This window comes from Actinomadura sp. WMMB 499, assembly GCF_008824145.1.
GTDB lineage: Bacteria > Actinomycetota > Actinomycetes > Streptosporangiales > Streptosporangiaceae > Spirillospora.
Map to the genome: position 1 here is coordinate 1,637,429 of NZ_CP044407.1, position 21,945 is coordinate 1,659,373.

The following is a 21,945-nucleotide window of genomic DNA, read 5'->3' on the forward strand; positions in this document are numbered from 1 at the left end:
GGTGGTGGTCGTCCGCTCTCTAGCCTGGTCGCATGGCCGAGGAGAAGAGCGCGGACGAGCCGGGCCTGCTGCGCGCGGTCCTGCTCGACGGGGTGGTCGCCGCCGCGGTGACCGGACGCGCCGAGTCCGCGCCGCTCGACCGTCCCTGGCCCGCATGGCTGCGCTGGACCCGGTACCTCGGGGTCGGGCGGTTCCCGTACGGGGTGGTGGAGAACCTGTTCTGGTTCGCCGTCACCATCGGGCTGATCGCCGGGTCGAAATCGCTGCTGGAAACCGAGAGCGCGGCGCGCGGGCGGTACCCGGGCGAGGCGACCCTCCTGCTGATCTCGATCGCGGCGTGCGCCCCGCTCGCGCTGCGCGACCGGCATCCGCTGGGCGCGTGGCGGCTGAGCTTCGTGGCGATGGCGCTCATCGGCGTGAGCGACTGGCTGACCGTCCCGTACGTCCCGGCCGGGGCCTTCGCCGCGATCATGTGCCTCTACACCGTCGCCGTGCGGTGCTCGGGGAACGTCACGCTGGGCGCCGGGCTCATGGCCTTCGCCGGCGTGTGGATCAAGGACGCGGAGACCGCGCCCGGCGCGTCCGTGCTGATCCTGCTGCCGCTGGCCGTGGGTTACGCCATGCGCGTCCGGCGGACCTCGCGGCGGGAGCTGGCCGAGCAGGAGCGGCGGCACGCCGACGCCGAGGCCGTCCTCACCGAACGGCAGCGGATCGCGCGGGAACTGCACGACGTCGTCGCGCACCACATGTCGATGATCGCGATCCAGGCGGAGGCCGCCCCCTACAAGAGCGACGCCGTCCCCGGCGTGACCCGGCAGGACCTCGCCGAGATCCGGTCGACCGCCCTCGACGCGCTGACCGAGCTGCGCCGCATCCTCGGCGTCCTGCGGTCGGAGAACGGATCCGACACCGCGCCCCAGCCCGGCCTGGAGCGGCTCGACGACCTCATCGCGGGCGCCCGCAACTCCGGGCTGAACGTGACGGCACGGCTCACCGGCGACCTCGCGGGCCTGCCGTCCGGCGTCGGCCTGACCGCGTACCGCATCCTGCAGGAGGCGCTCAGCAACGCGATGCGGCACGCGCCCGGCTCCCGGGTCGGCGTCGAGGCCGGGCGCGCGGACGGCGTACTCTCGATCAGCGTCGTCAACGGCCCCCCGGGCGGCGGCCGGAACCCGGCGCGGTTCGCGGCCGGCGGCCACGGGCTGGTGGGGATGCGCGAGCGCGCCGCCATGCTCGGCGGCCGGCTCACCGCCGAACCCACGTCCGAGGGAGGATTCGCCGTGACCGCCACGCTGCCCGAGACGGCGCGGGACGCGACGTGACGATCCGCGTCGTGATCGTCGACGACCAGGGGATGGTGCGGTCCGGCTTCGGCGTGCTGCTGAACGCCCAGCCCGACATCGAGGTGGTCGGGGAGGCCGTCAACGGCGAGGAGGGGCTGCGCCGCGTCGCCGAACTGCGCCCCGACGTCGTGCTGATGGACGTCCGCATGCCGGTCATGGACGGGCTCGAGGCCACCCGGCGGCTGCTCGCCGACGGCGCCGCCGACCCCCCGAAGGTCCTCATGCTGACGACGTTCGACCTCGACGACTACGTGTACGAGGCGCTGCGCGCCGGAGCCGGCGGGTTCCTGCTCAAGGACGCGTCCGCGACCGAGCTGTCCGACGCGGTGCGGGTCGTCGCGGCGGGCGACGCGCTGCTGTCGCCGTCGATCACCCGCCGGCTGATCGCCGAGTTCGCCCGCCTCGGCGGGCCGCGCGCCCCCGCCCGCAAGCGCCTGGACGAGCTGACCGAGCGGGAGACCGAGGTCCTCGGGCTCGTCGCGCGCGGCCTGTCCAACGGCGAGATCGCCGACCGGCTGGTGCTCGCCGAGCAGACCGTGAAGACGCACTTCGGGCGGATCCTGATGAAGCTGGACCTGCGCGACCGCCCGCAGGCGATCGTCTACGCCTACGAGGTCGGGCTCGTCCGTCCGGGCGACTGATACCGGGGGTCCGTCCGTCATACCGGGGTGTGAGCCCGAAAGACCACTCCGCCGGTTGATCTGCGCTACGGGGCCCGATTCCTACCTTCCTTGTCAGTGCTTCACCCCACTGACCAGGAAGGACGCCCCTCCATGCGCTGGGTTCGCAGAACCGCGGCCGCGCTCACGGTGCTCACCGCGGCGGGGTCGGCCGTCGCCGCGAAGGCCCCGGCCGGCCCGTACGCCGCGCCCGCCCCGGTCCCGGCGCTGTCGGCCGCGACGCTCGACGCCCGGTTCGCCTCGGCCGCCCGGGACATCGGCCGCGCCCACGCGACGGCCGTCCGCACGGGCGACCGGGACCGGGCTCGCGCCCTGTCGGCGTTCCGCGCCCCCGGACGCCGCTTCCTGGCGTTCGACCCGCGCGGGGACGGCCGTGCCGTCGAGGTCATCGGGGACCTGCGGCGCGCCGCCCGGATCGCGGTCGTCGTGCCGGGCGCGGACAACGCGCTCGCCACCTTCGACTCGGTCAAGTTCGCGGGCGGCGGGGCCCGCGCCCTGTACCGCCGCATGGCCGCCGAGGCGCCGTCCGCGCGGGTCGCGGTGATCGCCTGGCTCGGCTACCGCTCACCCTCGACGCTCGGCCCGCACGTACTGACCGACGACCGCGCCGAGTCGGGCGCGCGGCGGCTCGACCGGTTCCTCACCGGCGTCGCGCGGGTGAACCCGGACGCCCGGCTCGCGCTGCTCTGCCACAGCTACGGGTCGGTGGTGTGCGGCGAGGCCGCACCCGGCCTGGCGGGGGTGCCCGTGGACGACATCGCCCTGTTCGGCAGCCCCGGCACGACGGCCCGCGACGTCTCCGGCCTGCGGACGTCCGCGACCGTCTGGGCCGGCCGGTCGACCGGCGACTGGACGCGGTTCGTCCCGCACGTCCGCTTCGCCGGGATCGGCTTCGGGCCCGACCCGGTCTCCCCCGGGTTCGGCGCCGTCCGGTTCGACGCCGGGTCCGGCCCCCACAGCGCCTACCTGACGCCCGGCTCCCCCGCGCTCCGCAACCTCGCCCTCATCGCGCTCGGCCGTGACTCGGAGGTCACCCATGCTTGACGCCCCCCGCTCCCGGAACGCACCTCCCCGCGATGCCCTCCGGCCCGTCCGCACCTCCGCCGACGACCGTCCGGCGGAACGCGACGGAACCACGGGGCGCCCCCGGCCGACCGATCGCGACGAGCCGGACTCCCCCGCCCGCAAGCGCCGGCGCGATCGAACCGGCGGACACGACCGCCCGACCCGCCACGACCGGTCCACCCCACACGACCGGTCCACCCCATACGACCGCCCGACCGGCCACGAACGGACCGCCGAACACGGACCGGGCGGCGGGCGGGATCGGGCCGTGGACGCGCTGCGGGCGTTCGCGATCCTCGGTGTGGTACTCGGGCACTGGTTCGTCACCGCGTTCGTCGCGCCCGGCCCGGACGCCACGGACCTGCACGTCACGAGCCCGCTGAAGGCCATGCCGGAGCTCGCGCCCGTGTCCTGGATCCTGCAGACGCTCGCACTGTTCTTCCTCGTCGGCGGGTACGCGGCGGCGAAGGGGCTGCGCCCGGACGCACCGTGGGGCCGCACGTTCGCGCGGCGGCTCGGGCGGCTCGCGCGCCCGCTGCCCGTCCTGGCGATCGGATGGATCCCGGTCGTGGCCGCGCTGTCGTGGGCCGGGTTCGGCGGCGGCACGCTGCACGCGCTGGTCAAGCTGGTGCTCAGCCCGCTGTGGTTCCTCGCCGTCTTCGTGGTGCTGACCGCGCTGACCCCGGCGATCGCGGCGCTGTGGAACCGGTTCGGGGCGCGGGGCGCGGTCCTGCTCGTCGCCGCGACCGCGCTCGTCGACGCGGGACGGTTCGCGCTCGGCGCGCCCGCGTGGATCGGCTGGTGCACCGTCCTGACCGGCTGGCTCCTGCCGTTCTACCTCGGCGTCGGCTGGGCGCGGGGCGGGCTGCGGTCGCGCCGGACCGGCGCCGGGCTGCTGGCGGGCGGCGCCGCCGCCGCGACCGCGCTGGTCACGTTCGCGGGATACCCGGCGAGCATGGTCGGGGTGCCGGGCGCCGACGTCTCCAACCTCAGCCCGCCCACGCTCGCCGCGGTCGCGTTCGGCCTCGCGCAGACCGGGCTGGCGCTGCTGCTGCACGGCCCGCTGACGCGCTGGACGCGGCGGCCCCGCGTGTGGTCGGCGGTGTCGGCCGCGAACCGTCCCGCGATGGCGATCTACCTGTGGCACCAGACGGCGCTGATGGCCGTGACGGTCGCGGCGGCCCTGGCGTTCGGCGCCGTCGGGGGCCTGCACTCACGGCCGGACGGCGCGGCCTGGATCGTCCAGCGGATCGGGTGGCTGCCGGTGTTCGCGCTCGTCCTGGCGGGGCTGGTGACCGCGGTGCGCCGGTTCGAGAAGCCGAAGCGCGGGTGAGGGGCTCCCGCGTGGCTCCGGACGGGTCATCGGCGGCGAGGTGGCACTCTGGGAAGGTGAACACCGCGAGCGACACCGAACCCGAGCCCGGTACCGCGGCCGAGATCCGCGAGCAGACGACCCTGCGCCTGGAGAAGGCCATGGGCACGTTCGGGACGGCGGCGCTCGCCAGCATGGAGCGCAAGCTGCCCTGGTTCCGGCGGATGCCGCCCGACCAGCGGTCCTGGATCGGGCTCGTCGCGCAGGCGGGCATCGCCGCGTTCGTGGAGTGGTTCAAGAACGACGAGCAGTCCCGCCCGGCCATCGCGGGCGAGGTGTTCGGCACCGCGCCGCGCGAGCTGATGCGCGCCATCAAGCTGCACCACACCATCGACATGATCCGCGTGATCATCGACGTGGTGGAGACGCGGCTGGACGAGCTGGCCGCGCCCGGCGGGGAGCAGCAGCTGCGCGAGGCCATCCTGCGGTACACGCGGGACGTGGCGTTCGGCGCGGCGCAGGTGTACGCGCGCGCCGCCGAGACCCGCGCCGCCTGGGACGCCCGGCTCGAGGCGCTCGTGGTGAACGCGGTGATGCGCGGCGAGGTCGACGACGGCATGCACTCGTGGGCGGCGGCGCTCGGCTGGACGTCCAAGCCCGTCACCGTCATCGCCGGGTTCACGCCGGAGGACGAGGAGCCCGAGGTCACGATCGACCAGATGCAGATCGCCGCGCGCCGCGCCCGCGCCGACGTCCTCGCGGGCGTCCAGGGGCCGCGGGTCATCGTGATCGTCGGCGGCGACATCGACCCGGTGGAGGCCGCGCGGCCGATCGCGGCCAAGTGCGGCCCCGGGCCGGTCGTCATCGGCCCGCAGGTCGACGACCTCTACGACTCGACGGCGTCCGCGCAGGCCGCCGTCGCCGGGCTGCGCGCCGCCGCGGGCTGGCCGGACGCGCCCCGTCCCGTGCTGGCCGTCGAGCTGCTGCCCGAGCGGGCGCTGGACGGCGACGAGGACGCCCGCCGCTACCTCGTCGACTGCGTGTACAACCCGATGCTCGCCGCCGGGGCTCCGCTGCTCGACACGCTCACGACCTACCTGGAGCAGGGGTCGTCGCTGGAGGCCACGGCGCGGATGCTGTTCGTCCACCCCAACACGGTCCGGTACCGGCTGCGGCGCGTGACCGAACTGACGGGGCTCGCGCCGACGGACGGCCGCAACGCCTTCACCCTCCGGATCGCGCTCGTGCTCGGCAGGTTCGCGAATCGTGCACTCCGGGCGTGACCTTCGCTTGTAGAGGTCTTACAAAGCGCCGCGCCGAAACTTCGTACTCATCCGCATCGGCACCCGGGACCCCTTACGGGCAGGCTTGTCGCTGTGATTCTCGTCGCCTCGCCCGGCCAGGGCGCTCAGACCCCCGGCTTCCTAGAGCCATGGCTAGAGATCCCCGGCGTCGCCGACCGGTTCGCCTGGTGGTCGGCCGTCACCGGGCTCGACCTGGTCCGGTACGGGACGACCGCCGACGCCGAGGAGATCCGCGACACCGCCGTGGCGCAGCCGCTGCTGGTCGCCGCCGCGCTCGCCGCGAACGAGGTGCTGTACGCCGAGACCGACGCGGCGGCACCGGACGCGGTCGCCGGGCACAGCGTCGGGGAACTGGCCGCCGCCGCGATCGCCGGGGTGCTGAGCCCCGAGGCCGCGCTGGTGCTCGTCCGCGAGCGGGGCCGGGCGATGGCCGAGGCCGCCGCCGTCACCGAGACCGGCATGACGGCCGTGCTCGGCGGGGACACCGACGAGGTCCTCGCCGCGATCGACAAGCACGGGCTCACCCCCGCCAACGTCAACGGCGCCGGGCAGGTCGTGGCCGCGGGCACCGTCGCGCGGCTCGCCGACTTCGCCGAAGAGCCGCCCGCCAAGGCGCGGCTCCGACCGCTGTCGGTGGCCGGAGCCTTCCACACCGAGCACATGGCGCCCGCCGTCGACACGCTCCGCCGGCTCGCACCGGGCGCGCCCGTCGCCGACCCGCGGGCGAGGCTGCTGCAGAACCGCGACGGCGCCGTCGTCGATTCCGGCCGCGCGTTCGTCGACCGGCTCGTCGAGCAGGTCAGCACGCCCGTCCGCTGGGACGCCTGCATGGAGACGATGCGCGGGCTGGGCGTCACGGGCATCATCGAGCTGCCGCCCGCCGGGACCCTCGCCGGGCTCGCCCGGCGCGAGCTCAAGGGCGTCGAGCTGGTCGCCCTGAAGACCCCCGCGGACCTCGACAAGGCCCGCGAGCTGATCAGGACGCGCGCGACGGGCGGTGCGGCATGAGCACCGGGCTCCGCATCCCCGAGGTCGCCAGGGGCGCGCGCATCCTCGCGTTCGGCGACTACCGGCCCAGCCGGGTCGTGACCAACGACGAACTCGCCGAGACCGTCGACACCGACGACGCCTGGATCCGCAGCCGCGTCGGCATCGCCGAGCGCCGCATCGCCGGCGACGACGAGGGCATCGTCGAACTCGGCGTGCACGCCGGCGGCAAGGCGCTCGCCAACAGCGGGCTGGCGCCGTCCGACATCGACCTGGTCATCCTCGCGACCTGCTCGGCGGAGTCGCCGATGCCGAGCCACTCCGCGGCCGTCGCGCACCGGCTCGGCATCGACGCGCCCGGCGCGTTCGACCTGAACGCCGCCTGCGCCGGCTTCTGCTACGCGCTCGGCACCGCCAGCGCCGCCGTCCGGGCCGGGAGCGCGCGCAACGTGCTCGTCATCGGCTCGGAGAAGATGTCGCAGTGGCTCGACTGGACCGACCGGTCCACCTGCATCATCTTCGCCGACGGCGCGGGCGCGGCCGTCGTCACCGCCAGCGACGAGCCCGGCATCGGCCCGGTCGTGTGGGGCAGCGCCGGGGACGGCTTCGACAAGATCATCATCCCGGACCGGCACTCCTTCATCCGGCAGGAGGGCCAGGCCGTCTTCCGCTGGGCGACGAGCGCGATCGCGCCGGTCGCGCTGGAGGCGTGCGAGCGCGCCGGGGTCGCCCCCGAGGAGCTCGCGGCGGTCGTCCCGCACCAGGCCAACCTGCGGATCATCGAGGCGATCGCCCGTAAGCTGAAGGCCGTCAACGCCGTCGTCGCCGACGACGTCGTCCACTCGGGCAACACGTCGGGAGCGTCGATCCCGCTGGCGATGTCCCGCATGATCGAGCGCGGCGACGTGCCGTCCGGCGCCCCGGCCCTCCTGGTCGGGTTCGGCGCCGGGCTGTCCTACGCTGCCCAAGTCATCCAGATCCCGTAGGTCTCGGCGGCCTCGCCGCGACCAGGACCAACCCACTGAAGAAAGAGAGCGAACCATGGCAGTCGCCACCGAAGCCGAGATCCTCGAGGGCCTCGCGAAGATCATCGACGACATCGTCGGCATCGACAAGGCCGAGGTGACCCCGGAGAAGAACTTCATCGACGACCTCGACATCGACTCGCTGTCGATGGTGGAGATCGCCGTGGCCGCGCAGGACGAGTTCAAGGTCGAGATCCCCGACGACGAGCTCCGCAACCTCAAGACGGTCCAGGACGTCATCGACTTCGTCCAGAAGCTCAAGGCCTGACGACGCGGGGACGGCGCGCCGCCGCCCCGGACGGCGCGCCCGATCCGAGCCCCTCCAGCCGGCAAGGAGAACAGAACATGAGCAAGAGCCAGACCAGGGTCGTCGTGACCGGTCTCGGTGCAACGACCCCACTCGGCGGCGACCTGCCGTCGACCTGGTCCGCCCTGCTCGCCGGAGAGTCCGGGGTCCGCAAGCTGGACTGGGACAACGTCGATGACCTGCCCGTCCAGTTCGCGGCGACGCTGAAGGTCGATCCTTCCGAGGTCATTCCCCGGCAGACGCTGCGCCGACTCGACCGCAGCCAGGCGATCGCGCTGATCGCCGCGCGCGAGGCGTGGGTGGACGCCGGGTTCGCGCCGTCGACCGGCGGCAAGCCGCAGAAGGGCATGGACCGGGCCGGCGTCGACGGCGGTTTCGCCGTGGACGGCGAACGGCTCGGTGTCGTCCTGTCCAGCGGCATCGGCGGCCTGCACACCGCCCTCAACAGCTACGACGTGTTCCGGGAGAAGGGCTGGTCGCGGGTCTCGCCCTTCACGGTCCCGATGCTGATGCCGAACGGCGCCTCCGGGCACGTCGGCATCGAGTTCGGCGCGATGGCCGGGTCGCACGCGCTGGTCAGCGCGTGCGCGTCCAGCGGCGAGGCCGTCGGCTACGCGATCGACATGATCCGCGCGGGCCGCGCCGACGTGGTGATCTGCGGCGGCACCGAGTCCTGCATCCACCCGCTGCAGATGGCGTCGTTCGGCGCCATGCGGGCGATGTCGACCCGCAACGAGGAGCCCGAGCGCGCGTCCCGTCCGTACGACAAGAACCGCGACGGGTTCGTGCTCGGCGAGGGCTCCGCCGTCATGATCCTCGAGTCGGAGGAGCACGCCCGCGCCCGCGCGGCCAACGTGCTCGGCTACGCGTCCGGCTGCGGCTACTCGGGCGACGCCTACGACATCGTCCTGCCCGAGCCGACCGGAGCCGGCCAGGCCAAAGCCATGCGGCGGGCGCTCGACGACGCCGGGCTGCGGGCCGAGGACATCGTGCACATCAACGCGCACGCCACCTCCACCCCGGCCGGGGACGTCGCCGAACTCGCCTCGATCAAGGCGGGCCTCGGCGAGGACGCCGCCCGCGCCGCCGTCATCACCGCGACCAAGTCGATGACCGGGCACCTGCTGGGCGGCGCCGGGGCGCTGGAGTCGGTCTTCACCCTCCTCGCGCTGAAGGAGGGCCTCGTCCCGGCCGTCGCCAACCTGGAGGACATGGACGACGAGGTCGACCTGGACATCGTGCGCGACGAGCCGCGCAAGCTCGCGGACGGCCCGGCCGCCGCGCTGAACAACTCGTTCGGGTTCGGCGGCCACAACGTGTCGGTCGCCTTCGAGCGCGCCGTCTGACCCTCGAACTCCGCCGAACGGCCCGGGCCCCGATGGGACCCGGGCCGTTCCACATCCCACGCCCGCCTGCCCGGACGCACCTGCGCGGACGCCGGGCGGGGGGGCCATGGCCGGCATCGGGCGTCCGCCCCGCCCCGTCGGCCGGGCGCAACGCACGGCGCGCCGACGGTGGCGGCAGCCGCGCGTAGCGGTGCCTGCTCAGAGCAGGACGCACTTGTAACGGCGCCTGCTCCTGCTCGGTGCACGACGCACTCGTAACGGCACGCACTCATGACGGCGCCCACTCATGACGGCGCCCACTCATGACGGCGTCTGCTCGATGCGGGGCGTGCTCGTTGCGGGGCGAGCGCGCTCCGGCCGCCGCACGGGCGGAGACGTCCGGGCTCAGACGGCGGCGTGCAGCCAGCGCACGGGGGCTCCGTCGCCCGCCCGGCGGAACGGCTCGAGCTCGTTGTCCCACGGGGTGCCGAGCAGCCGGTCCAGCTCGTGCTCCAGGCTGGCCTTGCCGACGGCGGCGTTGGCCATGACGGAGCGGAGCCGGTCCTCGGGCACCATGATGTCGCCACTGGCACCGATCACACCGGTGAAGACCCCGAGCGTCGGGGTGAAGCTGTAGCGGACGCCGTCGGTGCCCGGAGTGGAATCCTCGGTGACCTCGAAGCGCACCAGTTTCCAGCTCCGCAGCGCCGACGTGATGCCCGCGGCCGTCCCAGGCTTGCCCTCCCAATGCAGTTCGGCGCGCAGCGTCCCCGGCGCGGCCGCCTGATCAGCCCATTCAAGGGAAACGGGCACGCCGAGGACACCTGCGGCGGCCCACTCGATGTGCGGGCTCAGCGCAGGTGGCGCGGAGTGGACGTAGAAAACGCCACGTGCGGTCACCGGACCTCCTGGATCTGTACCGAGGCTCGTCTTCCCCTACGGCCTCATACGTCCCGGGTCGGCGTCCGCGTCCCTCATTGTGCATCATCGGCACGGGTCGCACCACCGCGAGTTCGCTGTTTGTCGAACGCTTGACCACGCCATGCACACCGTTGATCGTCTTCCGTGAGCGGCCCGCACCGAACTCCGCTACGGACGGTCATGGTTAGGGCACCATGTGTGCGGAGAGCGAGCGACGGGAGGCGAGGACGGATGTTCGATCAGCAGGCGGTCCTGGAACGGGTGCTGGCGCGGCACCGGGACGCGGTCGTGGTGGAGCCGGTTCCGGGACGCCCCGCGCTGATCCGCCGCGATCAGCTCCTGGTCGCCGGGCACGACGCGGCCGTCGCGGAGGATCTGGTGCGGCGCTGGTGCGACGGCAGGGAGGACGGGGCCGGGGTGGCGCGGCTGCGGCTGCGGGCACCGGCGAGGCCGGACGTGTGCGAGCTGGCGGCGGAGCTCGGCGGCGACGGGCCGCACCGCCGGCTCGCGGTGGCGCCGAACCATCTCGTGCACGGGCAACCGCTGTGGTGGAGCGGCCCCGCGGACCGTCCGCGCCCGGCGAGCCCGGTCCCGGCGCCGCGCACGGCGGCGGACGCGTGCCGGGACGTCACCGTCGCGATCCTCGACACGGGCCTGTCCCCGCACCCCTGGTACGCGGACGCGGACTGGTTCCGGGAGCAGCCGGCGGAGGACGCCGAGGTCCTCGACGCCGATCTCGATCGCGAGCTGGACGTCCAGGCGGGGCACGGGACGTTCGTCGCAGGGGTCGTGCTGCGGCACGCCCCGGCGGCGCGGCTGCTGGCGCGCCGCGTCCTCGGCGGCGACGGCGTCGGCGACGAACTGGGCGTCATCCGCGCGCTGGCGCGGCTCGCGGAGCGCGACCACGCCGACGTGGTCAATCTCTCGCTCGGCTGCCACACCTACGACGACCGCCCGTCGCCGGTGCTGTCCCACGCGATCAGGTCGCTGGGGCGCCGGACGGTCGTGGTGGCGTGCGCGGGGAACGCGGCGAGCGACCGGCCGTTCTGGCCCGCCGCGCTCAAGTCGGTGATCGGGGTCGCCGCGCTGGACGGGGACGACCGGGCCTGGTTCTCCAACTACGGCTGGTGGGTGGACGCCGCCGCGCCCGGCGTGGACGTGGCGAGCAGCTTCGTCCGGTTCGACGGCCCGCGCCCGCCGGCGGAGGGTGCCGACCCCGACCGGTTCGACGGGTTCGCGACGTGGAGCGGGACGTCGTTCGCGACGCCGATGGTCACGGGGCTGATCGCGAGACTGGCCGCGTCCGAGGACATCGGGGCGGTGGCGGCCGCGGACAAGATCCTCGACCAGAACGCGCGCGCTACCCACCCGGACCTCGGCGTAATCATCAGGGCTTGACTACGAGCCGATGGCAGAAATGTAACGCTGGGTATCTGATCTTGTTCAGATCGTAAAGTTGTCGGTCCGCGGGGGGCTCGGAGGGAGTTCTCATTGGTCCGGCACGACACGAACACGGACGTCCGCATCGGCGGCGTCGGCGACCTGGTGGTCAGGGCCCGCGACGGCGACGCCGCCGCGTGGGCCCGGCTGGTGGAGGAGCTGAGTCCGCTGCTGTGGGCGGTCGCCCGCTCGCACGGGCTGAACGACGCCGACTCTCGGGACGTCGTGCAGACGACGTGGCTGCGCCTCGTGGAGCACATCGACGCCGTGCGGGACGCGGGCGCGATCCGGGCCTGGCTGGCGCGGACCGCGCGGCACGAGAGCCTGCGGCTGGTGCGCGCCCACGGGCGGGCGTTCCCGGCGTGCGGGCCGGCGCCGGCCGCGGACCCGGGGCCGGGCCCCGCCGAGATCGCGCTGGCGCGCGACCGGCTGGACCGGGTCGGGGCGGCGCTGCAGGAACTCCCCCGGCGCTGCGGCACGCTGCTGCGGCTGTACGCGCAGGCCGCGACCTACGAGGAGCTGGCGGCGGCCCTCGGCATCCCGCTCGGCAGCGTCGGGCCCACCCGCGCCCGCTGCCTGGAGACGCTGCGGAGGCTGCTGCGGTGAACGACGACGAACTGATGGCGGGCGTCCGGGACGCCTTCACCGTCCTCGACCCGGTGCCGGGCGACGTGCTGGCGGCCGCGCGGGCCGCGCTCGGGTGGCGGCTCCCGGCGGCGACGCTGGCGGAGGTGTCGCTGGAGCGGACCGGGGGCGCGGTGCGCGGGACGCGCGCCGCCCCGTCCGCCGGGGCCGTTCGCACGCTGGCGTTCACCTGCCCGGACGCGACGATCGAGCTGGAGGTGGCGGGGACCGGGAGGTTCCGGGAGATGTCCGGACGGATCGTGCCCACGGCGGTCGCGTCCGTCGTGGTCCGGCATCGCGACCTGCCACCGGACCGGGTCGGGGTGCGGGTGGAGCCGGGCGGGCTGTTCTGCCTGCCGCAGGTTCCTCCGGGCCTGGTCAGCCTGGTGTTCCGCCGGGACGACGGCACGTCCGTCGTGACCAGCTGGGTCCGGGTGTGAACCGCCCGGACGGCACGGACCTGCTGCGGCTCGTCGCGACGGATCCGGCGGCCGCGCACGCGCGGGCGCTGGGGCTGCTGGAGGACGGGACGGGCGCGGCGGCCGTCCCGGCGCTGCGGGCCGCGGGGCTCGCGGCCAAGGAGCTGGGCCGGCTGGCCGAGGGCCTGCGGCTGCTCGGCCGCGCGCTGGAGATCGCGGAGGCGTCACCGGACGGCGGGTACGCGGCGGCCCAGGTGCGGATGAGCCTCGTCGGCCTGCTCGCGGCCGGCGGGGACCTCGCGGGGGCGCTCGCGCACGCGTCGCTGGCGGAAGGCGTCCTGCGCGGGACGGACGCGGCGCGGCTGGCGGCGAACACGGCGTGCGCCCTGGTACGGGCAGGGCGCCTTGCCGAGGCGCAGGACGCGGCGGCGCGCGCTCCCCGTGCTGCGCCGTGGTCACGATCCGGCGGTTCTGAACGGGCTGCTGACCAATCTGGGCCTCGCGCGGGCGTTGCGGGGCGAGTTCGCCGCCGCGGAGGCGGCACTCGTCGAGGCCGTCGCCGTGGCCGGGGCCGCCGGGTTCCGGCACCAGACGGCGATGTCCACGGCCAACCTGGCGTTCGTGGTGTCCCGGCGTGGGGACGTCCCGCGCGCGCTTCGGCTCTACGCGGAGGCCGAGCCTCATCTGTCCGGTGAACGCCTGGCGCAGTGCCGGTTCGACCAAGCGGAGACGCTGATCTCGGCGGGATTGCCGGGCGAGGCGCGTCCCGTCCTGGAGAAGGCGCTGGCGTCGGCCGCCGAGCACGGCTACCGGTGCGACACCGCCGACGGTCTCCTGCTGCTCGCCCACGCAGAACTGGACGACGACGACGCGGAACGGGCCGTCCGCACGGCCGAACGCGCGCGCGCCGCGTTCGCCGAGCAGGAACGCACCGGCTGGATGCTGCTCGCCGAGCACGTGCTGCTACGGGCGCGGTGGGCGGCCGGGGAGCGCTCGCCGGTGCTGCTGGGCAGCGCCGCCGCGACCGCCGACCGGCTGGCGCGGGGCGGCTGGGCCGAGGCCGCCGCCGATGCCCGGGTCATCGCCGCCCGCACCGCCCTCGCCCTCGGACGTCCCGCCGGGCACCTGCTCGCCCGGGTGGGGCGCCCGCGCGGGTCGGCGGCCGCCCGGATCACGGCCTGGCACGCCGTCGCGCTGGAGCGCGCCGGGCGCGGCGACCGGCGCGGCGCGATCGCCGCCGTCCAGGCCGGGCTGCGGGTCGCCGCGGAGCACGCCGACGCGCTCGGCGCCCTCGACCTGCGGGCCCGCGCCGCCGGACCGGCCGCCGAACCGGCCGAGCTGGGGCTCGGCCTCGCCCGGTCGGCGCGGGAGCTGCTCGCCGTCGAGGAGCGCCGCCGCGCCATCGCGCGCCCGGTCCGGGTCCGCCCGCCCGCCGACCCCGAGCGGGCCGCGGCGCTCGCCGAGCTGCGCGCCCGCAGCGGGGCGCGCACCGCCGCGACCGCGCGGGGCGTCCCGCCCCGGGCGGACCTGCCCGGGCTGGAGGCGGCGGTCCGCGCCCGCGCCCGGCGGCGCTCCCCCGCCGCCGCGCCGTCCGGACCGGCGACCGGCGGCACCGAGGTCGCGGCGGCGCTCGGCGACCGGGCACTGGTGGAGCTGATCGGCGTGGGCGGGGAACTGCACGCGGTGACGGTCGCGGGCGGCGGGTTCCGGCGGCACCGGCTGGGCCCCGTCGAGACCGCCCGCCACGACGTCCGCGTGGTCCGCTACGCCGCGCACCGCCTCGCCGCCGGCGACGACCCGCACGCCGCCGAGGCGCTCGCCGGGGCCGCCGGACGGCTCGACCGGTTCCTGCTCGCCCCGCTGCGCGACGCCGTCGCCGGCCGCGACCTCGTGATCGCACCCGCCGGGCCCCTGCACGGGCTCCCGTGGCCCGCGCTGCCGTCCCTCGCGGGCCGCCCGGTCACGGTCGTCCCGTCCGCGCGCGCCTGGCTGCGGGCCCGCACGTCCGCCGAGGCCCGCGCCGACGGGCACGTCCTGCTCGCCGCCGGACCGGGCCTCGAGCACGCCGGGCGCGAGGTCGCCGCCCTGCGGCGGCTGCACCCGGACGCGCGCGTCCTGCGGGGGACGGGCGCCCGCGCGGAGGCCGTCCGGGACGCCCTGGACGGCGCGTCGCTCGCGCACCTCGCGGCCCACGGCGAGTTCCGCGAGGGCAACGCGCTGTTCTCCCGGCTCCGGCTGGCGGACGGCCCGCTGTTCGTGCACGATCTCGAGGAGCTCGCCGCGCCCCCGCACCTGGTCGTCCTGTCCGCGTGCGACATCGGCCGCGGCGACGAGGGGGACGCGGTCCTCGGCATGGCGGGCGTCCTGCTCGCGCTCGGCACCGCCACCGTGATCGCCAGCGTGACGCCGGTCCGGGACGCGGACGCGCCCGCGTTCATGACCGCGTTCCACACCGGCCTGGCCGCGGGGCTGCCGCCCTCGCACGCCCTCGCCGCCGCCCCGCGCACGCCCGGCGTGCTGGGCCTGCTGTGCATGGGCGGCGGCTGACCCCGCGCGTCAGCCGGGGCCGGTGGCGACCGGGTTGGCGGGGTCGGCGACCCAGTTCGACCAGGACCCGACGTAGAGGGCGGCGGGGATGCCCGCCAGGTTCAGCGCGAGGATCTCGTGCGCGGCCGTCACTCCGGACCCGCAGTAGGCGCCGACGTCGGCGGCGTCGGTGGCGCCGAGCTGGCCGAACCGCTCGCGCAGCAGCCCCGGCGGCAGGAACCGGCCGTCCACCCCGACGTTCCCGGACGTCGGAGCGCTGCGGGCGCCCGGAATGTGCCCGGCGACCGGATCCACGGGCTCCTGCTCGCCCCGGTACCGCTCGGCGCTGCGCGCGTCCAGCAGCACCCCGGCCCGCGCGAGCTCCGCGGCGCCCTCGGCGTCCAGGACGGGGAGCCTCCCCGGAGTCGCCAGGAAATCGCCCGGTTTGACCTCCGGTTCCCCGGTGCCGACCGGGAGACCGCCCTCCGTCCAGGCCCGGTACCCGCCGTCCAGAACCCGTACCTTGTCGTGCCCGAAATAGCGGAGCGACCACCAGACGCGCGCCGCGGCCGTCGAGTCGGCGTCGTCGTACACCACGACGAGCCGGTCGGGCGACACCCCGGCGCGGCGCATCACGGCCTCGAAGTCGCCGGCCGCCGGGAGCGGATGCCGCCCGCCGCGGCCCGGCGGCCCCGCCACCTCCCGGTCCAGGTCGACGAAGACCGCGCCGGGCAGATGACCCTCGCGGTAGGACTCGATCCCCGGGGGTCCCGCCAGCCGCCACCGCGCGTCCAGCAGCACCACCGGGGCCCGCCGCCGGATCAGCCGGTCCAGCGCGGGCGCGTCGATGAGTGGGTGCACACCGCCAGTCTGAACGCCGTCGCCCGGGTTGAGGAGAGGTGAATCCTGGTTCGTCACAATCACCCAGGCTAGGCGGTTCCGGCGATCATGTCGGCCCGGACGCGGTGAGCAGCGGCACCAGCCGCTCCGCCGAGATCATCGAGCCGTGCATGCCGACCATGTGCTCCAGCCACGGCTCCCGCTCGGACGCCGTGATCGCCAGGCCCCCGTGCGGGACGGCCACCACGTCGCCGATCCGCTCGACCATCCCCGGCGCCACCGGGCCGAACCAGCCGTCCGCCACCGCCTCCTCGCGCGGCGCCACCCACGCCCGGTCGCCGACGACCTCCCGCCACGTGGCGAGGACGTCCTCGCGCGCCCCCGGCTCCGCGTACACGTAGCGGCACCGCGCGTCCCCGCCGAGCAGCGCGACGCCGTCCCGCAGCGCGGGCGTCCGGTCGGCGTCCAGCCGCTCCCCCGGGTCGACCATCCCGTGGTCGGCGGTCACGCACAGCAGCGCCCCGGCGGGCAGCGCCTCCGCGATCCGCTCGGTGAGCTGATCGACGAACCGGAGCTGGAAGCGCCACTCGGCCGAGTCGACGCCCCGCCGGTGCCCCGTCGCGTCCAGATCGGCGTGGTAGACGGTGACGAACGCGCGGTCGCCCGCGCGCAGCGCCGCCTCGGCGCGCCCGACCAGCTCGCCGAGCGCGTCCGCGGCGAGGTACCGGGCGCCGCGCGACGCCGCGCGGCTCAGCGGGGTGTTCCGCAGGTGCCGCGCCCCGACGTACCCCACGGCGACGCCGTCCGCCGCCGCCCGCTCGTACACGGTCGGCACGGGCTGGAACTCGTCCGGATCCACTCCCGCGTCGTCGCGCCACCGCAGCAGGTTCAGCAGCCGTCCGGTGCCCGGGACCGCCACCTGCAGGCCGAGCAGCCCGTGCCCGCCCGGCGGCAGGCCCGTGCCCAGCGACCCGATGCTGGTGACCGTCGTCGCCGGCAGCCCCGCGTCGATCGCGCGACCGGACAGCACGTTGAGGAACGGCGCCTCGTCGCGGTGGGCGCGCAGCTGCTCCCAGCCCAGCCCGTCGATCAGCAGCACGCACACGCGCGCGGCGGGCGGCAGGCCCAGCACGTTCGCCGCCCCGGGGACGCCCAGCGCCGCGAGGACCGACGGCGGCAGATCCGACAGCGCGCCCGTCCCGTAGCGCGGGACGGGCGGGGGCGGGGCGCTCACCGGACGGTCGCGGCGGACAGCTCCTCCGCGAACGCCAGCACGTGGCCGACGGCGTCCGCTCCGTCCGCGGCCTCGCTCACCCGCAGCGACAGGTCGTCGGCGGTGACGCTGCCGGTGTAGCCGTGGTCGGCCTCGCAGTTCTCGTCGCCGCAGGTCGCGGGCTCGAGGTCGATGTGGGCGATCGCGCCCCACCCGATCGTCAGGACGACCTCCGTGGGCGGCACGCCCGGCACGTACGCCGCCGGGTCGGGGACGACACGCGTCACCGCCACCGACTGGACGCGGTCCAGCCGGACGGCCTCGGTGGTCGTGGAGGCGTGCGGGCGGGGCATGCCCTCCCCCGGGGGATGCTCGTCGGTGTGGCACACCAGCAGCCGGCTCGCGGACAGGACCAGCACGGTCACGTGCCGGCGGACCTCCATCGCGGGGTCGAACGTCGCCTCGTGGTGCACCACGAAGGCGGTGACCGGCTCGTCCCCGATGGCCGACTCGACCGCGTCCGCGACCAGGGCCGGGTAGTAGCCGCTGTGCTCGATGGCCGTGCGCAGACCATTGGCGGTCGCTCGCGTTTCCCTCATGGCCCCATCCTGCCTTGTCCGGGCCCGGACGTGCACACGTCCGGGCCCGCACGATGCGCGGTCACGCGGTCAGCGGCGCCCGTCCGGGGTACGAACCGGACATGGACGACCCGGACATGGACAACAAGGATCCGATGCCGAGCCCGCCGCCGGTGCCGCCGCCCACGCCCGACCCGGCGCCGCCGCCGCGCCCGCCCGTCCCGCCCCAGCCGCCGCCCGAACCGGCTCCGGGCCCGGCGCCGCAGCCGCCGGGCCCCGTCCCGCCGGGTCCCGCACCCGACCCCGTCCCGCCCGGCCCTCCGCCGGAGCCGACGCCGCCGGGCCCGGCCCCGGACCCGAGCCCGCCCACCCCGGACCCCGATCCGGTCCCGCCGGGCCCGGAGCCCCAGCCCCAGCCCGAACCGGGCCCGGCCACCCCCGGCTGACCGCCCGACCGGAAGCCGACGGTCAGGGGGCCGGGTCGCTGTCCGGGCCCCGGAGGCGGCGGGGGCCGAGTTCGGGACGGGGGCCCAGTGGACGCTCGAGGCGGAGCGCGACCTCGCGGACGACGGCCCCCGAGCCGTTCGCGACGACCGGGTTCAGCTCGAGCCGGGCCACCTCGGGGAGATCGAAGCCGAGCCGCGACACCCGCACGACCAGCTCCTCGAGGGCCGACACGCGCACGGGTTCGGCGCCGCGGTGGCCGAGCAGGAGCGGAGCCGTCCGGATCGCGCGGATCAGCTCGGCGGCGTCGACGTCGGACAGCGGGCCGAGGCGGTAGGCGCGGTCGTCCAGCAGCGCGGCCGTCTCGTCGGCCAGGCCGAAGGAGACGACGGCGCCGAACGACGGGTCCTCCATGGTGACGATGCGGGTCGGGACGCCGGCGCCGCCGGCGCCGCGGTCGACCTCGATGCCGTAGCAGGCGAGCAGCTCGGCGGCCTGCTCGGGGGTGGCGCGGACGGGCGCGCCGGAGTCGAGCCAGCCCTCGACGAGGGTTCGCGCGCGGCGGCGGTCGGCGCCCTCGAGGCCGGGCATGTCGCCGGGCGGGCGGCGCCGCCACTGCGCGTACCGGATCACGTAGGCGAGGGCCCGGACGGCGTCCTCGGGCGCGGGATACGAGGGCACCGATCCCTCGGCGGGCGACCCGTCCGGCGCCGTGATCCGCAGGTCGGCGGGCATGCCCTCGGAACCGAGGTAGGTCGCCACGACCGGTTTCGGGCTCGCCGCGGCCAGCCGCAGGATCCGCTCGGGGACGCGCAGGTCGTAGCCGCCGATCGTCGGCGGGGTGAACAGCGCGACGACCGCGTCGACCGAGTCGTCCTCCAGCGCGGACGCCAGGCCCGCCTCGTAGTCGTCGGCGTCGGCGCGCGGGCCCAGGTCGATGCGCGGCCGGACCTGCAGGCCGAGCGCCGTCGCCGCGTCCTGCGCAAGCAGCCCGAGGGAGTCGGAGTTGTCGACGATCGCCACGCGGTCGCCCGCCGGGAGCGGCTGGTAGGCCAGCAGCTGCGCGACGTCGAACAGTTCGGAGAGGTCCTCCACCCGGATCACGCCCGCCTGCTCGAACAGCGCGCTGACCGCGTGGTCGGGGAGCGTGAGCGCGCGCGCGGCGTGGCCGATGGGGACGCCCTGGGTGCTGCGCCCGCTCTTCACCGCCACGATCGGCTTGCGGCGGCCGAGCCTGCGGGCCAGGCGCGCGAACTTGCGGGGGTTGCCCAGCGACTCGAGGTAGAGCAGGACCGCCTTCGTGGCCGGGTCCTCCTCCCAGTACTGCATGAGGTCGTTGCCCGAGACGTCCGCCCGGTTCCCCGCGGAGACGAACGTGGACAGCCCCAGGCCGCGCTCGGCCGTCCGCTGCAGGATCGCGATGCCCAGCGCGCCCGACTGCGAGAAGAACCCGACGGGGCCCCGTCCCGGCATGGTCGGCGCCAGGGTCGCGTTCAGCCGCACATCCGGGTCGGTGTTCGCGATCCCCAGGCAGTTGGGCCCCACGACCCGCATCCCGTAGGCGCGCGCCATCCGCACGAGCTCCTCCTGGCTCGCGCGCCCCTCCGGCCCCGTCTCACCGAAGCCGGACGACACCACCACCAGCCCCCGGACGCCCTTCGCCGCGCACTGCTCGACGACCTCGTGGACCGCGTCGGCCCGCACGGCGACGACGGCGAGGTCGACGTCGTCCGGGATCTCCAGGACGGACGCGTACGCCCGCACGCCCGCGACCGCCGTGGCCGTCGGATGCACCGGGTAGACCGGGCCGGTGAAGTCGCCCGCGAGCAGGTTCCGCAGGACGGTCTGCCCGACGGTGTGCTCCGCGCGGCTCGCGCCGATCACCGCGACCGACTCCGGGAACAGCAGCCGCTGGATCGACCGCGATTCCGCCCGGTGCTCGCGGGCCGCCATGACCTCCATCGACGTCTCCGTGGGTTCCAGGTCGAGGACGAGCTCGATCACGCCCTCCTCGAACCGCTGCTCCGCCTGGTAGCCCGCCTCCCGGAACACGCGCGTCATCCGCCGGTTGTCGGGCAGGACGCTCGCGACGAACCGGCGCACGCCCCGCTCCCGGGCCGCCGCCGCGATGTGCTCCAGCAGCACGTTGCCGATCCCGCGCCCCTGGTGGGCGTCCTCGACGAGGAACGCGACCTCGGCGGTCTCCGGCGCGTCCGCCAGCCGGTCGTACCGGACGACCGCGACCATCTCCTCGCCGATCGTGGCGATGAGCCCGACGCGCCGGTCGTAGTCGACGCCCGTGAAGTGCTCGATCTCCCGGTCGGTCAGGTAGGGGCGCGGCGAGAAGAACCGGTAGTAGATCGATTCCGGGGACAGCCGCGCGTAGAACACCCGCAGGCGCTCGGCGTCGTCGCGCCGGATGGGACGCAGATGCGCGGTGCCGCCGTCGCTGAGGACGACGTCCGCCTCCCACTGCACCGGATAACTCTCGGTCACCCAACCGAGGTTAAGGCACGCCGCCGCCGAGCCCGCGGTGGGGAAAAACACGGCTTCCTCGTTTTCGCTGCGCGTTCGAGACCTAATCGAGGCCCCGGAGCTGTTAACGTCGAGCCCACGCCCAGGATGCCGCTCGCGCGGGCCGTGTTGATCGAGGTGATGACTCCATGACGCGCGTGGTCGTGGTCGGCGATCTGATGACAGACACCGTGGCCCGTGCCGCGTTTCCCCTGGCCAAGGGGAGCGACACGCCTGCCGCGGTAACGACCCACGGAGGCGGTTCCGGCGCCAACGTGGCCGCCTGGCTCGCCGTGGAGGAACAGGTCGAGGTGGCCTTCGTCGGCCGCCGCGGCTCCGACATCGCGGGCCGTAACCGGGACATGGAGATGATGGGGTACGGCGTCGACGCCCGCCTCGTCATGGACGCCGAACGCCCCACGGGCACGTGTGTGGTGATGGTCACGCACAAGGGCGACCGCACCATGCTGTCCGATCCGGGCGCCAACGGCGCGCTCCTGCCCGAGGACATCGAACGCTGCGGGGACCTGTTCGCCCAGGGCACGCACCTGCACCTGTCCGGCTACGCGCTGATCAACGAGGGCTCCCGCAAGGCCGCCATCGTCGCGCTGGACATGGCCCGCAAGGCGCAGATGTCGGTGTCGGTGGACGGCGGCTCGTTCTCCCCGCTCAAGCGGATGGGCGCCGAACCCTTCCTGGAGTGGACGCAGGGCGCCCGGCTGCTGACCGTCAACGCCAAGGAGGCGGAGATCCTCACGGGCCGGGACACCCCGGACCAGGCCGCCAAGGTGCTCACCGCCTGGTACCCGCAGGTCGTGATCAAGGACGGCGCGGACGGCGCCCTCTGGTACACCAACGGCCGCCCCGAGCCGGTCACCGTCGCCGCCGAACCCGTCGACAAGGTCGTGGACGGCACCGGCGCGGGCGACGCGTTCGTCGCCGGGTTCCTGCCGCCCTGGCTGGACGGCAAGCAGCCCGCCGACGCCCTCACCGCCGGCTGCCGCCTCGCCGCCCGCGCCATGCGGCACCTCGGCGCCCGCCCCACCCTCGACGTCGTCGACAACCAGATCTGACCGCC

The 21,945-nt window shown here is 75.4% G+C and carries 20 protein-coding genes; 15 read left to right on the forward strand and 5 right to left on the reverse strand.

Translation table 11 applies throughout. The features are described from left to right. The first annotated feature begins 32 nt into the window (after window positions 1-32). From F7P10_RS07100 to F7P10_RS07140, 9 genes are all read left to right on the forward strand, one after another. On the forward strand, window positions 33-1,322 hold the full coding sequence (locus F7P10_RS07100) for a sensor histidine kinase (protein WP_151008618.1): 1,290 nt from the start codon (window positions 33-35) through the stop codon (window positions 1,320-1,322). Next, the gene (locus F7P10_RS07105) at window positions 1,319-1,984 is read left to right on the forward strand and encodes a response regulator transcription factor (RefSeq protein ID WP_151008619.1); all 666 of its coding nucleotides are present in this window, start codon (window positions 1,319-1,321) and stop codon (window positions 1,982-1,984) included. The genes F7P10_RS07100 and F7P10_RS07105 overlap by 4 nt, the downstream gene beginning before the upstream one ends. A 132-nt stretch (window positions 1,985-2,116) precedes the next feature. Further along, window positions 2,117-3,067 (forward strand): alpha/beta hydrolase, encoded by a 951-nt coding sequence (locus tag F7P10_RS07110; protein ID WP_151008620.1) that lies wholly within the window; start codon window positions 2,117-2,119, stop codon window positions 3,065-3,067. Between the two features lie 289 nt (window positions 3,068-3,356). Then, a complete protein-coding gene (locus F7P10_RS07115) occupies window positions 3,357-4,421 on the forward strand; it encodes an acyltransferase (protein ID WP_151008621.1) in 1,065 nt (354 codons plus the stop codon). Between the two features lie 140 nt (window positions 4,422-4,561). Further along, window positions 4,562-5,683, forward strand: coding sequence for a CdaR family transcriptional regulator (locus F7P10_RS07120; RefSeq protein WP_151017890.1), 1,122 nt, complete (start codon window positions 4,562-4,564; stop codon window positions 5,681-5,683). Between the two features lie 93 nt (window positions 5,684-5,776). Continuing rightward, window positions 5,777-6,712, forward strand: coding sequence for an ACP S-malonyltransferase (locus F7P10_RS07125; RefSeq protein WP_151008622.1), 936 nt, complete (start codon window positions 5,777-5,779; stop codon window positions 6,710-6,712). After that, window positions 6,709-7,677 (forward strand): beta-ketoacyl-ACP synthase III, encoded by a 969-nt coding sequence (locus tag F7P10_RS07130; RefSeq protein WP_151008623.1) that lies wholly within the window; start codon window positions 6,709-6,711, stop codon window positions 7,675-7,677. Before F7P10_RS07125 ends, F7P10_RS07130 begins: the two co-directional genes overlap by 4 nt. Window positions 7,678-7,732: 55 nt before the next feature. Beyond that, entirely contained in the window at window positions 7,733-7,984 is a 252-nt protein-coding gene (locus tag F7P10_RS07135; protein ID WP_151008624.1) for an acyl carrier protein, read from the forward strand. A 77-nt stretch (window positions 7,985-8,061) separates the two neighbouring features. Then, the gene (locus tag F7P10_RS07140) at window positions 8,062-9,369 is read left to right on the forward strand and encodes a beta-ketoacyl synthase (RefSeq protein WP_151008625.1); all 1,308 of its coding nucleotides are present in this window, start codon (window positions 8,062-8,064) and stop codon (window positions 9,367-9,369) included. Window positions 9,370-9,753: 384 nt separating this feature from the next. Here F7P10_RS07140 and F7P10_RS07145 read toward each other — a convergent pair whose 3' ends face one another. Next, on the reverse strand, window positions 9,754-10,248 hold the full coding sequence (locus tag F7P10_RS07145) for a DUF3145 domain-containing protein (protein ID WP_151008626.1): 495 nt from the start codon (window positions 10,246-10,248) through the stop codon (window positions 9,754-9,756). 252 nt (window positions 10,249-10,500) lie between these two features. Between F7P10_RS07145 and F7P10_RS07150 the strand changes: the two genes are divergently transcribed. The 4 genes from F7P10_RS07150 to F7P10_RS07165 all read left to right on the forward strand — a co-directional run bounded on the left by F7P10_RS07150 (window position 10,501) and on the right by F7P10_RS07165 (window position 15,299). Next, window positions 10,501-11,667: a S8/S53 family peptidase gene (locus F7P10_RS07150; protein ID WP_176611336.1), complete on the forward strand. Its 1,167-nt coding sequence runs from the start codon at window positions 10,501-10,503 to the stop codon at window positions 11,665-11,667. A 93-nt stretch (window positions 11,668-11,760) separates the two neighbouring features. After that, the gene (locus F7P10_RS07155; RefSeq protein ID WP_151008628.1) at window positions 11,761-12,315 is read left to right on the forward strand and encodes an RNA polymerase sigma factor; all 555 of its coding nucleotides are present in this window, start codon (window positions 11,761-11,763) and stop codon (window positions 12,313-12,315) included. Beyond that, window positions 12,312-12,773, forward strand: a complete 462-nt coding sequence (locus F7P10_RS07160; protein WP_151008629.1) for a hypothetical protein — start codon at window positions 12,312-12,314, stop codon at window positions 12,771-12,773. The genes F7P10_RS07155 and F7P10_RS07160 overlap by 4 nt, the downstream gene beginning before the upstream one ends. 384 nt (window positions 12,774-13,157) lie before the next feature. Beyond that, the gene (locus F7P10_RS07165) at window positions 13,158-15,299 is read left to right on the forward strand and encodes a CHAT domain-containing protein (protein WP_151008630.1); all 2,142 of its coding nucleotides are present in this window, start codon (window positions 13,158-13,160) and stop codon (window positions 15,297-15,299) included. 9 nt (window positions 15,300-15,308) lie between these two features. Here the strand turns inward: F7P10_RS07165 and F7P10_RS07170 are convergent, their stop codons facing one another. The 3 genes from F7P10_RS07170 to F7P10_RS07180 form a co-directional block, all read right to left on the reverse strand. Further along, window positions 15,309-16,139, reverse strand: coding sequence for a sulfurtransferase (locus F7P10_RS07170; protein ID WP_151008631.1), 831 nt, complete (start codon window positions 16,137-16,139; stop codon window positions 15,309-15,311). An 85-nt stretch (window positions 16,140-16,224) separates the two neighbouring features. Next, on the reverse strand, window positions 16,225-17,352 hold the full coding sequence (locus tag F7P10_RS07175; protein ID WP_151008632.1) for an alkaline phosphatase family protein: 1,128 nt from the start codon (window positions 17,350-17,352) through the stop codon (window positions 16,225-16,227). Continuing rightward, the gene (locus tag F7P10_RS07180) at window positions 17,349-17,930 is read right to left on the reverse strand and encodes a DUF5998 family protein (protein ID WP_151008633.1); all 582 of its coding nucleotides are present in this window, start codon (window positions 17,928-17,930) and stop codon (window positions 17,349-17,351) included. The genes F7P10_RS07175 and F7P10_RS07180 overlap by 4 nt, the downstream gene beginning before the upstream one ends. A gap of 101 nt (window positions 17,931-18,031) precedes the next feature. Between F7P10_RS07180 and F7P10_RS42060 the strand changes: the two genes are divergently transcribed. After that, window positions 18,032-18,355, forward strand: a complete 324-nt coding sequence (locus F7P10_RS42060; protein WP_176611337.1) for a hypothetical protein — start codon at window positions 18,032-18,034, stop codon at window positions 18,353-18,355. A gap of 22 nt (window positions 18,356-18,377) precedes the next feature. On the opposite strand, the gene F7P10_RS07190 is transcribed toward F7P10_RS42060, so the two are convergent. Beyond that, window positions 18,378-20,849 carry a GNAT family N-acetyltransferase gene (locus F7P10_RS07190; RefSeq protein ID WP_151008634.1) on the reverse strand — a complete coding sequence of 824 codons (2,472 nt, stop codon included), beginning with the start codon at window positions 20,847-20,849 and terminating at the stop codon, window positions 18,378-18,380. A 167-nt stretch (window positions 20,850-21,016) separates the two neighbouring features. Here F7P10_RS07190 and F7P10_RS07195 point away from each other — a divergent pair, with 167 nt between their 5' ends. After that, window positions 21,017-21,940, forward strand: coding sequence for a carbohydrate kinase family protein (locus F7P10_RS07195; RefSeq protein WP_151008635.1), 924 nt, complete (start codon window positions 21,017-21,019; stop codon window positions 21,938-21,940). Window positions 21,941-21,945 lie beyond the last annotated feature (5 nt).